Source organism: Caproiciproducens faecalis, assembly GCF_019448085.1.
GTDB classification, from domain to species: domain Bacteria; phylum Bacillota; class Clostridia; order Oscillospirales; family Acutalibacteraceae; genus Caproiciproducens; species Caproiciproducens faecalis.
Window position 1 is genome coordinate 511729 of record NZ_JAGFNZ010000002.1, and the last position, 15838, is coordinate 527566.

The 15838-nt window shown below is 49.2% G+C and carries 13 protein-coding genes and 1 other RNA gene; 9 read left to right on the plus strand and 5 right to left on the minus strand.

Annotation, left to right across the window (positions count from 1 at the left end):
- Window positions 1–245: 245 nt before the first annotated feature.
- The 4 genes from J5W02_RS06750 (at window position 246) to J5W02_RS06765 (ending at window position 6687) form a co-directional block, all read left to right on the plus strand.
- A complete protein-coding gene (locus tag J5W02_RS06750) occupies window positions 246–2339 on the plus strand; it encodes a glutamine synthetase III family protein (protein ID WP_219964911.1) in 2094 nt (697 codons plus the stop codon).
- Window positions 2340–2455: 116 nt separating this feature from the next.
- The gene (locus tag J5W02_RS06755) at window positions 2456–4162 is read left to right on the plus strand and encodes an ammonium transporter (protein WP_219964912.1); all 1707 of its coding nucleotides are present in this window, start codon (window positions 2456–2458) and stop codon (window positions 4160–4162) included.
- 247 nt (window positions 4163–4409) lie between these two features.
- Window positions 4410–6002 carry a DUF1538 domain-containing protein gene (locus tag J5W02_RS06760; RefSeq protein ID WP_255575610.1) on the plus strand — a complete coding sequence of 531 codons (1593 nt, stop codon included), beginning with the start codon at window positions 4410–4412 and terminating at the stop codon, window positions 6000–6002.
- 1 nt (window position 6003) lies between these two features.
- Entirely contained in the window at window positions 6004–6687 is a 684-nt protein-coding gene (locus tag J5W02_RS06765) for a P-II family nitrogen regulator (RefSeq protein WP_219964914.1), read from the plus strand.
- A 182-nt stretch (window positions 6688–6869) separates the two neighbouring features.
- On the opposite strand, the gene rnpB is transcribed toward J5W02_RS06765, so the two are convergent.
- Together rnpB and J5W02_RS06775 are read right to left on the minus strand one after the other, a co-directional pair.
- An RNA gene (gene rnpB, locus J5W02_RS06770) (RNase P RNA component class A) lies at window positions 6870–7212 on the minus strand.
- Window positions 7213–7294: 82 nt separating this feature from the next.
- On the minus strand, window positions 7295–8752 hold the full coding sequence (locus tag J5W02_RS06775; RefSeq protein WP_255575611.1) for a nicotinate phosphoribosyltransferase: 1458 nt from the start codon (window positions 8750–8752) through the stop codon (window positions 7295–7297).
- A 298-nt stretch (window positions 8753–9050) separates the two neighbouring features.
- Between J5W02_RS06775 and J5W02_RS06780 the strand changes: the two genes are divergently transcribed.
- The 5 genes from J5W02_RS06780 (at window position 9051) to J5W02_RS06800 (ending at window position 13958) form a co-directional block, all read left to right on the plus strand.
- Window positions 9051–9428, plus strand: a complete 378-nt coding sequence (locus J5W02_RS06780; protein ID WP_255575612.1) for a helix-turn-helix domain-containing protein — start codon at window positions 9051–9053, stop codon at window positions 9426–9428.
- A gap of 138 nt (window positions 9429–9566) precedes the next feature.
- Complete coding sequence (ytvI, locus tag J5W02_RS06785; RefSeq protein WP_219964915.1) at window positions 9567–10700, plus strand: sporulation integral membrane protein YtvI; 1134 nt, start codon at window positions 9567–9569, stop codon at window positions 10698–10700.
- 134 nt (window positions 10701–10834) lie between these two features.
- Window positions 10835–11215 carry a GntR family transcriptional regulator gene (locus J5W02_RS06790; RefSeq protein WP_330659698.1) on the plus strand — a complete coding sequence of 127 codons (381 nt, stop codon included), beginning with the start codon at window positions 10835–10837 and terminating at the stop codon, window positions 11213–11215.
- Window positions 11216–11218: 3 nt separating this feature from the next.
- Window positions 11219–12118, plus strand: a complete 900-nt coding sequence (locus J5W02_RS06795) for an ABC transporter ATP-binding protein (RefSeq protein ID WP_219965291.1) — start codon at window positions 11219–11221, stop codon at window positions 12116–12118.
- Window positions 12093–13958, plus strand: coding sequence for a hypothetical protein (locus J5W02_RS06800; protein WP_219964916.1), 1866 nt, complete (start codon window positions 12093–12095; stop codon window positions 13956–13958). Before J5W02_RS06795 ends, J5W02_RS06800 begins: the two co-directional genes overlap by 26 nt.
- A gap of 148 nt (window positions 13959–14106) precedes the next feature.
- On the opposite strand, the gene J5W02_RS06805 is transcribed toward J5W02_RS06800, so the two are convergent.
- From J5W02_RS06805 to J5W02_RS06815, 3 genes are read right to left on the minus strand one after another with little or no spacing between them, the layout of a single operon-like run.
- Entirely contained in the window at window positions 14107–15297 is a 1191-nt protein-coding gene (locus J5W02_RS06805) for an FprA family A-type flavoprotein (RefSeq protein ID WP_219964917.1), read from the minus strand.
- Window positions 15298–15324: 27 nt separating this feature from the next.
- Window positions 15325–15480, minus strand: coding sequence for a rubredoxin (gene rd / locus J5W02_RS06810; RefSeq protein WP_219964918.1), 156 nt, complete (start codon window positions 15478–15480; stop codon window positions 15325–15327).
- Between the two features lie 57 nt (window positions 15481–15537).
- Window positions 15538–15783, minus strand: coding sequence for a DUF6514 family protein (locus J5W02_RS06815; protein WP_219964919.1), 246 nt, complete (start codon window positions 15781–15783; stop codon window positions 15538–15540).
- Window positions 15784–15838: the final 55 nt, after the last annotated feature.

Here is a 15838-nt window from a genome sequence, read left to right on the forward strand (position 1 = left end):
TCAATAGATTTTGCATAATTCTGGCTTTAAAATTGCAGAGTAGTGCAAATTTCCATAAAACTTTACCAATAACAAGGTGGTTATGCATGTAATATTATCAAATCTTGCAAATTTTTATTTTTTTATTGACATTTGGCTTTCACTGTCATATAATAAGCGCATAACAGCAAAGGCGCTGTAGGGGTTTGCCCTATAGGGCCTTCTTTTTTTATTCTTTTTTGTAATTTATGTAGGGAGTGATTTTCATGAGCAATATTCCTGAAATGTTCGGCAGCATGGTCTTCAACGATACCGTTATGAAGGAAAGACTGCCAAAGGACACCTATAAAGCTCTGAGAAAGACCAGAGAACAGGGCAAGCCGCTGGATTCTCAGGTTGCGAACGTAGTCGCTAACACAATGAAGGACTGGGCGGTAGAAAAAGGGGCGACCCACTTTACCCACTGGTTCCAGCCGATGACCGGTATCACCGCGGAAAAGCACGACAGCTTTATCTACCCGGTGGAAAACGGCAAGGTCATTATGGAATTTTCCGGCAAGGAACTGATTAAAGGCGAGCCCGACGCTTCCAGCTTTCCGTCCGGCGGACTGAGAGCGACCTTTGAAGCAAGAGGCTACACCGCCTGGGACCCTACCAGCAACGCGTTCATTAAAGACGGCTCCCTCTGCATCCCCACCGCGTTCTGTTCTTACGGCGGTGAGGCACTGGATAAAAAGACTCCCCTGCTGCGTTCCATGGACGCCATTGACAAGCAGGCAATGAGAATTCTGAAGCTGTTCGGCAATACGGAAGCCCACAGGGTTATTACCACGGTCGGACCGGAACAGGAATACTTCCTCATTGACAAAGCAATGTACGAAAAGAGAAAAGACCTGATCTACACCGGCAGAACGCTGTTCGGCGCAAAGCCCCCAAAAGGACAGGAGCTTGAGGATCACTACTTCGGCGTGATTAAGCCGAGAGTGTCCGCATACATGAAAGAACTGGACGAAGAACTCTGGAAGCTTGGCATTTTCGCCAAGACAAAACATAATGAAGTCGCTCCTTCCCAGCACGAACTTGCCCCCATTTTTACCACCAGCAATGTGGCCTCCGACCAGAACCAGCTTACCATGGAAATCATGAAGAAGGTCGCCACCAAGCACGGCCTGACCTGTCTGCTCCATGAGAAGCCGTTCGCGGGCATCAACGGAAGCGGCAAGCACAACAACTGGAGCGTTTCGACCGACACCGGCGTAAACCTTCTTGAGCCGGGCGATTCTCCCCGCGAGAACGCGCAGTTCCTCCTTTTCCTCTCCGCTATTATCAAAGCGGTTGACGAGCACCAGGATCTGCTCCGCATTTCTGTCGCGAGCGCGGGCAACGACCACCGTCTGGGCGCAAACGAAGCTCCTCCGGCAATCGTCTCCATGTTCATCGGCGACGAGCTGTCCAGTGTACTGAAATCCATCGAGGACGGTTCCTCCTACAAGCAGCAGGACAAAGTATCCATGACAATCGGCTCCGACGTTCTGCCCGCCTTCCCGAAGGATTCCACCGACAGAAACCGTACTTCTCCGTTCGCCTTTACCGGCAACAAGTTTGAGTTCCGTATGCTCGGTTCCACCGTATCCATTGCCTGCGCGAACATCATGCTCAATACGATCATTGCCGACGCTCTTTGCACCTTTGCGGATGAGCTGGAAAAAGCGGATGATTTCAATGCCAAACTGGCCGAAGTAATCAAGAACACCATTAAGGATCACAGCCGCATTATCTTCAACGGCAACAATTACTCCGACGAATGGGTCAAGGAAGCGGAAAAACGCGGACTGTTGAATCTGCGCTCCACTGCGGACGCACTGCCGTACTATATCAGCGACGCGAACATTGCGCTGTTTGAAAAATACAGTGTGCTGACCAAGACGGAAGTTTATTCCCGCTACGAAATTCAGCTGGAAAACTACTGCAAACAGATTCATATTGAGGCGCTGACCATGGTGGATATGGTTAAGAAAGACATCATTCCGGCAGCCTGCTCCTATATGAAGGACATCAGCAAAGAGGCGATCAACAAAAAGCAACTCTGCGCGGACATCAGCTGCGAACTGGAAGAAAGCCTTTTGAAAAAGCTTTCCAACCTCAGCGCCGACCTTTACAAGAAAACGCTTGTACTGGAAGACTCTGTGGTACCGGAAAAGGAATTCAAGGATGTTCTTGAACAGGCAAAATTCTACCGCAATACGGTTTTTGTACAGATGGAAGAAACCCGTGTCGTTGCGGATGAAATTGAAAGCCTGGTCGGTGAAAAATACTGGCCGTATCCGACTTACGGCGATCTGCTTTTCAGTGTGGTCTAAAAGCAGTTTCCTTAGCTTGTAAGGGTATGTTGAAAAAAATATATTAATGCACAATGGCGTGTATTCTGTTTTAGCTTGCAGAATACACGCTTAATTTTTTTTAGGAGGCAACACGCATGACGCAAGTATTCTCTTCCGTTGACACGATCTGGGTACTACTCGGCGCGGCCCTGGTATTTTTTATGCAGGCGGGCTTCGCAATGGTTGAAACCGGTTTTACAAGGGCAAAGAACGCCGGCAACATCATCATGAAAAACCTGATGGATTTCTGCATCGGCACTCCTATTTTCTGGTTCTTTGGATTTGGGCTGATGTTTGCGGGAACAGGACCGTTCATCGGCGGCTTTGACTTTCTGACCCAGGGCGACTATGCCGCCAGTATGGGGCTGACGATTCCCACCGCGGCCTACATCATTTTCCAAACCGTCTTCTGCGCGACAGCCGCAACGATTGTTTCGGGTGCCATGGCGGAAAGAACCAAATTCATCTCCTACTGCATTTACAGCGCGTGCATCAGCGCTATTGTTTACCCCGTCTCCGGCCACTGGATTTGGGGCGGAGGCTGGCTTGCACAGATGGGTTTCCATGACTTTGCCGGTTCCACCGCGGTACATATGGTCGGCGGCCTCGCAGCGCTGATCGGTGCCAAAATGCTCGGACCCCGTATCGGAAAATACGACAAGGACGGCAATCCCAAAGCAATCCCCGGGCACAGTCTGACCCTCGGTGCGCTGGGCGTGTTCATTCTTTGGTTCTGCTGGTTCGGATTCAACGGGTGTTCCACCATCTCTATGACCGGCGACGACATTCTAACCTCCGCGGGCAGCATCTTCGTCACTACCAACTTAGCGGCGGCGGTAGCAACCGTAACGGTGATGATGATAACCTGGATCCGTTACAAAAAGCCGGATGTTTCCATGACGCTCAATGGTTCTCTGGCGGGCCTTGTGGCAATTACCGCGGGCTGTGACGCAGTTTCCCCGGTGGGTGCGTTTTTCATTGGTATCGTTGCAGGATTTATTGTTGTTTTTGGTATTGAATTTATCGATAAGAAATTAAAAATAGATGACCCGGTCGGTGCTATCGGCGTCCATTTCCTGAACGGCGCGGGCGGCACCATCTTAACCGGATTCTTCGCGGTGGACGGAGGCCTGCTTTACGGCGGCGGCTTCCAGATGCTCGGCACACAGATTCTTGGTGTGCTCGCGGTTTGTGCATGGGTTACCGTTACCATGCTTATCATTTTTACCGTCATTAAGAAAACGGTTGGCCTTCGCGTGGATCCGGAAGAAGAAATCATGGGTCTTGACATTAAGGAGCACGGCATTGTCAGTGCGTACGCCGACTTTTTGCCCATGGACGGCCACGCTCTGTTCAGCGAGGCGGACTTCCTTCCTGTTGAAGAGAGCGTTCCGGTTGCCCACTACCCGCAGGCTCCCACCGTTGCCTCTACCGTTACCGGCAGAAAGCTGACAAAGATTGTGATGATCTTCAACAAGAGCAAGTTTGAGGCGATGAAGGAAGCAATGAACGCAATCGGGATTACAGGGATGACCGTGACCAATGTTCTTGGCTGCGGCACACAGAAAGGCCAGACAGAGTACTACCGCGGCGTTAAGATCAAAGAGATCAACCTTCTGCCGAAAATCAAGCTGGAGTTGGTTGTCAGTGCCATTCCGGTGAAAACGGTAGTCGACACGGCAAAGAAAGTCCTTTACACCGGCAAAATCGGTGACGGAAAAATCTTTGTCTACGACGTGGAAAATGTCATTAAGGTTCGCACAGGCGAAGAAGGATACGACGCCTTGCAGGGCGAATATTAATTAGAGTACAAGATCTTTACATATCTTCCTATATAAAGCGGGCGGTCTGTCGTTTTTGGCAGACCGTCCTCTTTATTGATACGACTTTATGAACGTTTTTTGAACTCTCTGTATTTTTCAGTCTATTTTATACAAAATATGTTATAATTTAATCGTATACACGGTTGCTCGTATGAATGACTGAATTGCCGGTTTGAAAGCTGATATTTACGATATGAATGAAAGGAAGTTGAGAATGAATGGAGTAATGACCGAAAAATTGAAAGAATCCGTGCAGTCCGTTCTGCCTGTCAGCATCATTGTGATCCTGCTGAACTTTACGATTGCACCCATGCCCGCAGGCACCCTGATGATGTTCTTCACCGGACTGATTCTGCTGATTGCGGGGATGAGCGTTTTTACCCTTGGCGCGGAAATCTCGATGATCCCCATGGGGGAAACCATCGGTTCGGTGCTGACAAAGTCGCGCAAGCTGTGGCTGATGGTGGTAAGCAGTTTCATCTTGGGCGTTGTAGTTACGGTAGCCGAACCGGACCTTCAGGTACTGACGAAACAGGTTCCGGCCGTACCCGACGCTGCGCTGATAGCGTCTGTGGCCTGCGGGGTAGGGGTATTTCTGGTACTCGCGCTTCTGCGCATTCTGTTTCAGATGAATCTTTCCCACGTTTTGATTGCCTCATATGTTTTTGTATTTATCATCGCCGCGCTGACGGCTCCGGACTATCTGGCCGTCAGCTTTGACTCCGGCGGCGTAACTACCGGGCCGATCACCGTGCCCTTTATCCTTGCGCTCGGGCTGGGCGTCTCCGCCGTGCGCGGCGGAAGCACCGCTGAGGAGGACAGCTTTGGACTGTGCGCGCTGTGTTCCATCGGCCCCATTCTGGCCGTACTGGTAACCGGAATGTTTTTTGACCCCTCGGGAACGGGGTTTGCGTTTGAATCCGCAACAAGCGTAGACAGCTTTGAGGAGCTTGTGTCCCTTTTTTCAAACGGTTTTTTGCAGTTTTTTAAAGAAGTCTGTATTGTACTGATTCCGATTGTCGTGATTTTCGCGTTTCTGCAGCTGGTAAAACTGAAGCTGCCAAAGACACAATTGATCCGCATTATGGTCGGAATCATTTACACCCTGATCGGGCTTTCCCTGTTCCTGACAGGCGTCAACATTGGCTTTATGCCCGCCGGAACCTATCTGGGACGTTCCATTGCGTCGCTCCCCTACCGTTGGATTCTCATCCCGCTGAGTGCGGTGATCGGCTGCTGCGTCGTTTTCGCGGAACCGGCGGTTCATGTTCTGAACAACCAGGTGGAAGAGATTACCAGCGGCGCGATTTCGAGAAACATGATGATGGCCGGCCTGTCCGTCGGCGTAGGAATTGCGCTGTCTCTGGCCATGATCCGCATCATGACGCATACCCCCATCGGGTTCTTTCTTGTTCCGGGGTATGCCGTCGCGCTGGGGATGACGTTCTTCAGTCCCAAAATTTTTACTGCTATCGCTTTTGATTCCGGGGGCGTAGCGGCCGGAACCATGGCCGCCGCGTTTCTTCTTCCGTTTGCCTCCGGCGCCTGTGACGCCATGGGCGGCAATATTATGACGGACGCTTTCGGCATCATCGCCCTGGTAGCCATGATGCCGATTATCACCGTCCAGTCGATCGGTATTGTCTACCAGATTAAGCTGCGCAGAGCAGAGAAGGAAGAGAAACCAGAGGAAATTCAGCCGGAAGAAGTTTTTGAAATTTCGGAAAATCCGGAAAAATCCGGAATTTTTCTTGCAAATTCTGCAGAAAGCAGAGAAAATAGAACAATTGACAGCGATTCATCGGGGAAGGAGGAATGAAATGACGCAGACAAATACCGGAGAAGAACCGACCGTACTCATGATTACGATTCTCAACCGGGGATATGGTAATAAAATTACAGAGCTGTTTACCGGCAGGGGGGTGCGCATGAATTTCCTGGCTTTGGGAAAAGGGACTGCGGATTCCAAAATTCTGTCTTACTGGGGCCTTGGCGAAACAGAAAAAGATATTTTGTTGAGCATTATGTCCTCACAGACTGCCATAACACTTGCTGAAGAATTGAATGTAAAAATGGGCAAACCCGGAACAGGCATTGCCCTTACGATACCGATCAGCGGCGCCGTCGGGTGCAGGGCACAGACTCTCTGCGATACCGTATTACAGAAAACAGGGGGGATTCCTATGAACCAATCCTTTGAACACGCACTCATCGTAACCATAGCCAACAAGGGCTTTTCAGATGAAGTGATGGACGCCGCAAAGGCTGCAAAAGCGACCGGCGGCACCGTGATTCACGCGCGGGGAGCCAGTGTGAAGGAAGCTGAAAAATTTTTTGGAATCACCATTCAGCCGGAAAAGGAATTGATTCTGATTTTAACAAAAAGCGAGCACTCTGAAGAGATTATGCAGGCGATTATCCGTGAAAAGGGTCTGCACACGGACGCAAAAGCCATTGCGTTTTCTCTTCCCGTCAACAGCGTTGCCGGGCTGACCGTTTTGTGACAGACGTTTCAAAATTTCTGCCGCCTGAAGCGGAATCAATTCGACCTGATAAAAGAAGCTGTCTGACATTTCGACATGACAGCGGTATTTATTCTAAAATATTATACTAATTGTATAATCCAATGGTATATTACAAGACAAAAAGACGAAAGCCAGCTGAAACAGCGGGTTTTCGTCTTTTTGATGCGACCAGGCCTGTAAGCCGAGTTCTGTCGTGAACAGCCATCTATCTTGGCCGGATGTTACCATCGCGGCTCAGTGCCACCTTCTCGGGACACGTCGGGCCGACGTTTTTGTCCCTCTGCGGTGTTGCTCCGAATAGGGTTTGCAGAGCCGCGCGGTCTCCCGCGCGCTGGTGAGCTCTTACCTCGCCTTTCCACCCTTACCGTTTCCGGCGGTATATCTCTGTTGCACTTTCCCTGGGGTCGCCCCCGGCGGCCGTTAGCCGTTATTCTGCCCTGTGGAGCTCGGACTTTCCTCGGGCACGTCCTTTCGGAATGTGTCCGCAGCTGTTCAGCCTGCTCGCTTCATTATTTTAACGGATGAAAAGCCATCTGTCAACTGCAGATTCTGGAAGACGGCCTTCCGCTGCCTGAAATCGAGCCCTTTAAAGGGTGTGTTCGGAAATCAGGCTGTTTTTCTCATTCCAAAGCTGCTGTGACAAGTCCACATAATACTGGTGCGGATTTTCAAACCGCTTTACTTCGTCCCACAGTGTGTCCACCTGCTGCAGACAGTATTCCTTGATTTCGTTCAGATCACGCGGTTTTGTCAGGCTTTTCCCGTTTTCAAACAGCTTTTGGCGCAGTTCCACGGCGCGGAAATTCCGGACGATTTTGCGTTTCCAGATATGCTCGGGATCAAACAGCTCATACGGTTTGGTATCATCAATCACTTCCCCGTGCAGGGTAATCAGGTCGGCGATGGCCTTGCCGCTTTCACGGTCAAACAGACGCCAGAGGTTTTTAAAACCGGGGGTGGTGATTTTCGCCACATTTTCGCTGATTTTAATTTTAGGAATCACATTTCCCTGTGCGTCCTCTACCCCGCTCAGCTTGTAAACTCCGCCGAACACGGGTTCGCTGGCGGAGGTAATCAGCCGCTCGCCCACACCGAAGCTGTCCACACAGGCACCTTGCATCAGCATATCGCGTATTATATACTCATCAAGGGAATTCGACGCGCAGATTTTGCAGTCCTCAAATCCGGCGGCATCCAGCATTTTTCTCGCTTTTCGGGAAAGATAAGTGATATCGCCGCTGTCTATGCGAATCCCGGCGGGCCGGAACCCAAGAGGAAGCAGTTCTTCATTAAAAACACGGATTGCGTTGGGAATACCCGACTTTAAAACATTATAGGTGTCAACCAGTAACGTACACTGGTTGGGATATTCCCGGGCGTAAGCGCGGAAAGCTTCCAGCTCACTGTCAAACAGCTGAACCCAGCTGTGCGCCATGGTACCCAGCGCCTTTACTCCGTAGTCACGGTCGCAGATTGTGCAGGCCGTGCCGCAGCATCCGCCGATATAGGCGGCCCTTGCGCCAAGAATCGCTCCGTCCGGTCCCTGCGCGCGGCGCGAACCGAACTCCATCACTGCTCTTCCCTGCGCCGCACGGACAATCCTGTTCGCCTTTGTGGCGATCAGGCTCTGGTGGTTAATGCAGAGAAGAATCATTGTTTCAATGAACTGTGCCTGAATCACCGGGCCGCGCACCGTAAGAATCGGTTCGGTCGGAAAAATCGGCGTTCCTTCCGGAACAGCCCACACATCACAGGTAAAATTGAAGTTCGCAAGATAATGGATAAAATCTTCATTAAAAATCTTGCAGTCCCGCAGATACTGAATATCTTCCTGTGTGAACTTCAGATTCTCAAGATATTCCACAACCTGCTGAACACCGGCCATAATCGCATAGCCGCCGTCGTTTGGCACTCTTCTGAAAAACATGTCAAAATAGACGGTAGTGTCCTGATAGCCGTTTGTAAAATAGCCGTTGGCCATTGTGATTTCATAAAAATCGGTCAGCATGGTCAGATTGGTTTTCAATCCGTTCTGTTCATTCATCCTGTTCAGCTCCAATAAATTATTAAATTTTGATGTAACTTCAGCTGTGCTGGTCATCATATTATAGAACAGCCGTAAAGCAATTTGCGATACCGAAACGGCATCCATCTTTATGGAAAACAAATCAGCACAAATTAAATTATAAACCTATATGAAGAATATTATAACAATGTTAAGGCAAAATAACAAATAAGAAAAGCAAATATGATGGAATTATTAATAATTTTAAAAATATTGTTTTAATATGTGAATTTTTTTTATATTTTATTGCATTATAGACAATAAAATATTATACTATATGATATTAACAGAATTTGCACTGGTAAATTTCCAATGGTTTGTAAATTTTCAGGAAATTTTGTTACTGGCGCTGTGCAGATGGAATATGTATGTGCGTAAAAAATATTTCGTGGGGGAGATGAATTCAGTGAGATTACGCAAACAAGCACTTGGAACCCGTAATTTAGTCGGTGCGCGTGTGGAGATGGCACGCAAAAACCAGGGCATGAAGCAAAAAGAGCTGCTGGCTCAGCTTCAGGTGAATGGTGTTGATATGAACGCCTCCGGCTTATCTAAATTGGAAGGTCAGATTCGCTATGTAACGGATTTTGAACTTTCCGCTTTGGCAAATATTCTGAATGTTTCAGTTGACTGGCTTTTAGGCCGCGAAAAATAATTTTTAAAATAAACTGGGCGGGTTGAGGCGCTTCGCATTAAGCGAAGCGCTCTTTTTCTGCTTTCTTTTTTGTGTAAGATCGAATATAATGATAATATAATACTATTTAGGACAGTAAATGGCAAGGAGGATACTATTTTGTTTGACAGGCGACAGCTGACCCGCTTAAAGCCGCTGTTGGTTTTTTTTGTAGGGTTTACTTTGCTTTTCTATTTTTTCGCACTGACGTTAAAGTTTACGTTTCCGTTTCTGGCAGGTTTTTTGCTTGCTCTAATCGTGCAGCCCGTCATCCGGCAGCTGAAAAAACGAATGCACTTCAACCCCTCTGCCGCGGCGGCGCTCTCGACCCTTCTGGTTTTTGTCGTTGTGTTCGGCCTTTTATTCCTGCTGGGTTACTGGCTGATTTATGAAATCAGCAACCTGATGAACAACCTGACCACGGACGTCGGAACACTGACCGCACCGATCAACGGTCTCATCAGCATGGCGGGCGAATACATTAACCAGATCAACTCAAAGTACATTGAACAAAATCAGCAGCAGATTCTGAATATTGCCCAGTCCGGCGCGGGAATTGTAAAAACGGTTCTGGCAAGTGTTCTTACCTTTCTGACTTCTCTTCCCGCCATTTTTACCATGTTTATTGTCATGATTCTTTCCACCTATTTCTTTTCAAAGGACATGACCGCCATCAAAGCCCACGTGATGGCGCTGTTTTCCAAGTCCACCGCGTTCAACATCCGCTCCGCGTCACGGCACGGAATGAATATGAGCGGAAGATATGTCGGTTCGTACCTGTTGATCTATTTCATTACTTTTGTGGAAACGCTGATCGTTTTTTCGGCATTGAACATCCCGTACCCGCTGGTACTGAGCATCGTCACCGGCATTGCCGACATTCTGCCCGTGCTCGGCCCGGGAACCATCTATATCCCGCTGACGCTTCTCTATCTGGTAAGCGGAAACTTTTTCAAGGCGGGCGCGCTTTTGGTCTGCTGGCTGCTGATTACGTCCATTCGCCAGATCATCGAGCCAAAGCTGATCTCCTCTTCCATTAACATCCATCCCCTTACCATGCTGGCGGCAATTTATTTTGCTCTGGTGGCCCAGAATTTTTTGATCCTGATTTACTGCTCCGCATTATTAATCCTTTACAAAATCCTGACCCAGATCGAGGTGCTTCCCACCCTGTTTGAAGCCAAGCCCACCGACGTGACAACTGCTCCGAAAGCGGATTGCGGCGAGGAACCGCCGGAAACCCCGGAAAGATAAAGCCCCGGCCCGGACCTGTTTTAATTGGTTCGGGCCTTAATTGTTGACAGTTTTGTAATGATGATTGACTTATGAAAAAGGGAATGTTATAGTCTATCTGTACTAATCTAAATAATACAGGAAATACAGGAGAGGTGAGAATAGTGTTCACACTGGATTACAGGAGCCGGCTGCCGATTTACGAGCAGCTCTACAAAAACATCCGGCGTATGGCCGCCGTGGGTGCGGTAGATCAGCGGGAACCGCTGCCGAGCGTACGGGCGCTGGCTCAGGAGCTGGGGGTCAATCCCAACACGGTACAAAAAGCCTATCGGATGCTTGAGCACGACGGTATTATCTGTTCCGTACCGGGGAAAGGTTCTTTCCTTTCCAAAGACCTTTCCGCCGTTTCTCAGCAGCGGGAGATCGCGCTGGAAAAACTGGACGACGCAATCCGTTCCGCTGCGGATCTTGGAATTTCAAAGAATCAGATTGTTACAAGGGTAGAAAATATAATGAGTGGGAGAGGTGACTGAGTGATGATTGAAGCGAAAAAATTAACGAAAAAATTCGGCACAACCGCCGCGCTGGATGAAATTTCATTTTCCATCGGCTCCGGTTCGGTGTTTGGGCTGGTCGGCTCCAACGGCGCGGGAAAATCCACCTTTTTGCGCACACTCGCGGGGATTTACAAGCCGGGCGGCGGCGAAGTACTCTTGGACGGAGCGGCTCCGTTTGAAAATTCCGAAGTAAAGTCACAGATTTTTTTCATTTCGGATTTTCCGTATTTTCTTCCGCAGGCTTCCTTAAAGGAAATGGCGGCATTTTATTCCCGCCTTTATCCCAGCTGGAGCCAGAAGCGGTTTGAGGAACTGTGCGGCATGTTTCCCATTGATAGCAAAAGTAAAATTGTAAACATGTCGAAGGGAATGCAGCGGCAGGCAGCCATTATCTGCGCAATTGCGACCCAGCCCCGCTGTCTGCTGATGGATGAGGTTTTCGACGGCCTTGACCCGGTGATGCGCCAGCTTCTAAAGCGGATTGTTTCCGGAGAAGTCGCCCAGCGGGAAATGACGGTAGTGATCGCCTCGCACAATCTGCGCGAGCTGGAGGATTTCTGTGACCATGTGGGTCTTTTCCACAAGGGCGGCGTTGTTTTCGAGCGGGATCTTGATGAGCTGAAGCTGGGAATCAGCAAGGTACAGGCAGTGTTTAAGCCGATGCCGGAGCTTAGCGCCTTTGCGCCGCTGGAAATCATTAAAACCGAAATGCACGGTTCCCTGATTAATCTGGTTATCCGCGGTACAAAGGATGAGATTCTGGAAAAGATAAACGGGCTGAACCCCGTTTTTGCGGAAGTACTACCGCTTACGCTTGAAGAAGTATTTATCAGTGAAATGGAGGTGGCGGGCTATGACCTCGAAAACATCCTCAACTAGGCGAATGAAAGAATTCCGCGAGACCTATCTGTGGTCGCTCAAGAAAAACCGCGGGATGATGGCGCTGCTCGCGCTGCTGATGTTTATTGCGCTGCCGATGATTCTGATGACCGTCATGGCAAATACACAGAACCGTATTACTACTGAGATTTACACTCCTGAAATGTGGACGCAAACTTATATGAGCGGCATCATGACGCTGACGGCAGCGCTCGTGACCCCGCTGAGCCTGATTTTCGTTCTGGTCATTTCCGTTTCCCTATTCGGGTATATGCATCAGAAGCGCAGCGTGGATACGTTCCACGCACTGCCGGTCGGCAGAACCCCGATGATTCTTGGCCGGCTGCTCGCCGGTCTGACCACGCTTTACGCGCCTGTGCTGCTGAATTTCATGATCGTCTTTTTTGTTGGGGCGTCCTACCCCGTGCTGCTGCAAAACTGCTGGACGGCTGTGCTGTCTTATCTGCTTTGGCTGATGCTGATCTGCCTTGCGACGCTCTGCCTTTCCGCTTTCATGGCGGTCTGTACCGGGATGACCACCGACATGATTCTTTCCCTTCTCGGGGTCAACGCAGCCTATCCGCTGCTGATTTTTCTGGGCGACCGGTTCGCGTCGTCGCTTTTGCCCGGTCTGAACACCGGACTGAATTCCAACAGCCTTTTCCTGACTGCGCTTTCCCCGTTTTCGGCCGCGTTTATGCCGTACATTCTGTCCGGCAGCCAGTATCAGGGCGGTTCCTCGCCTGTAAGTACGGGATTTTATGTCTGGTGGACAGTATTCACCCTGATCCTTCTGGCGGGTACGGTCATCCTCTACCAGAAGCGTAAGAGCGAATGTGCTGAGAGCAGCTTTGCTTTTTCCCTTCCGAAAAACGCAATCCGTTTCATGATTACCGCCGTAGTGGGACTTGGCTTTGGCCTGCTGCTCCAGAGCGAAACCGAAAACCTGTCCAACTTCTTTATCGGTCTGATTGCCGGCTCCCTCGCCGCACATATCGTGACAGAGGCAATCTACTCCCGCGGTTTCAAACAGCTGAAAAAGAGCTTTGTCGGCTACGGATTTTTTGCCGCTGTATTTCTGGCTGCCTATGCGGTTCTGGCCACGGGCTTCTTTGGCTACGACACCCGCATCCCATCTGCCGACAGCGTAACGAGCATTACCGTAAATGACGCCTATACGAGCAGCGGCGGAAGGATCAACAACAAAAGCCAACACGAGCTTGCCGAAATCCTGCCGACCCTGACGGAAAAATCGAACATCGACAAAGTGATGGAGCTTCATAAAACGATTACTCAGGAAAAAAGAAGCCATTCCTATCCGTACTGCCTTAACAGCGCGAACGGAAGCCCGCTGACCATCACTTACCATTTGAAAAACGGCGGCACCATGAAAAGAACCTATTACTTCGAATATCAGACCGATGACCAGGGGAATTTCTTCTCCCCGCTGGGTGATGTTGCCAAATCGAAAGAGTACAGGGAAACCTCCAATCTGTTGTTCTATGTGGAACCCGAATACATCAAGAGCATTGACGTCGGATCAAAAACCTCCGAAAGCAGCGTTACCTTTGCTCCGGACATAAATACCAAAAAAGAGCTGCTGGACGCATTGAAGCAGGATATTCTGGACGGCAAAGTCGGTGACGGAAAAACCGCTGCCGACAGCTTCACATACCTGATGATTGAGTATAAGGCACCTTTACAGTTGAAAGACGGGAAATTGAAAACACTGCTGAACGGATACGACGGCGATATTTATCTATACGCAAACAACTATTACTATGCGGAAGGTTCCGGAAAGACCAGCGAACTGATGGAAAAACTCGGCTGGACCAAATAAGCTTTTTACCGTTTACGCAAATACGGCATAGAAATACAACGAAGCGCCCGGTTCATAAACCGGGCGCTTTCCCTTTCCGCAAACGTGAATATGAATAAGAAAAAACCGGGAGTGACTGACCAATCATCAGCCGCTCCCGGTTTTATTGTTATTTCATATTGGATACGATTTCTTTCGCGTATGCTCTCATAGACGCCAGATCTTCGTCCGTGGGGGTAAAGAGAACTCTGAAGCCTTCTCCGATAAATCGGAACTTCAGGTGCTCCATTCTCGACTTCATCATTGGTACGGCTTCGCCGCTCCAGCCATAGGCGCCAAACGCGCCCACCGGTTTTTGCTTGGTATTGATCGCATCCACGCTTGCAAGGATATCCCAAATCACTTTCGGCGCGTCGCGGTTAATGGTGCAGGAACCGATCAGCAGAACGTCTGCCTCATTGGCTAATTTCGCCACCTCTTCAAACGGCGTAAAGACAACATTTACAAGCTTCACATCCAGCTTTTCGTCCTTGCGCAGCTCTTCACAGGCAGCTTTCGCCAGTTTTTCGGTGCATCCGTAAGCGGACGCATAGAGGACGCCGACCACCTTTTTTTCTTTCGGGGCAGGAGTACTCCACTCCCGGTAAAGATCCCGGCATTTACGAATACTGTCGGTAAGACAGGGGCCGTGACTGGGACATACCAATTCAATCGGCAAATCCTTTATCTTATCAAGTCCGGCCAGAACATACGGCTTGAATGGCCCGAAAATACAATTGAAATAATATTCAAATTGCTCGCTGTACTTGTCCGGATAATGGACGGTGGTATCAAGCATAGTGGGCTCGCAGTAATGCGCACCGAGAAAGTCACAGGTAAACAGCGTTTTTTGCGACTCCATATAAACGAACATGGAATCCGGCCAGTGCAGAAGAGGCGCAATGATAAACGTAAGCTCTTCCCCGCCGATGGATAGCTTGTCCCCCTGTTTCACAGTGACGCATTGGAAAGTTTGATTGGTAATGGCGGAAAGATACATCTTGGCCGCCACCGTACAATAAACCGTAATGTTTGGATTCAATTCCAGCAGCTTACCAACGCTGCCGGAATGGTCGGGTTCCGTGTGGTTCATAATCAGGTAATCAATTTGCGAAATATCGATGATACTTTGAATGTTGTTCAGATATTCGTCAAAATACGGAGCGTGCACCGTATCGATCAGAACGTTTTTTTCACCCTTAATGAGGTACGCGTTATAGCTGGTGCCATAACGCGACTCCATAATAATGTCAAAAACACGCAGAGACGGATTCAGCACACCCACTGAATAAACATTTTCTCTTAGTTTGATTGCACCCATTCTAATGACATTCTTCCCTTTCAGTAGTTATTCCGGAGAAAACATATCCTTGCCGACGCCGCACATTGGGCAGGTCCAGTCCTCAGGAAGATCCTCGAATTTTGTTCCGGGAGCAATCCCGTTGTCCGGGTCACCGATGGCCGGGTCATATACATAGCCGCATGCGTTGCAAACATATCTCATGATTATCTACTCCTTTGGTTGAATTTGTCATAAGTATAAAATAGTGCAACCTTTTTGTCAATCGGAATTCACATTAAATTGGAAGTCTTCGACTATTTCGCTCAAATTGGTCGGAAAAACCGAACCCCTCTGCAGCTGCTCGGCCACATTCATTGCCGTCCCCAAATCATGTGACACCAGCTGGTCAGCTTTTTCGACACGGGTCTTAACTATCTCCACTCCGAACCCAGTGCTGCGGCTCCCAAATACATAATATTTCAGATGATTGCCGCACAGCTCAATAATCCCTACGCATTTTCTCATCTTTCCCCTCCTTCTTGTGTGAAATATGACCACAATCTAGTCCAATGATAATTCA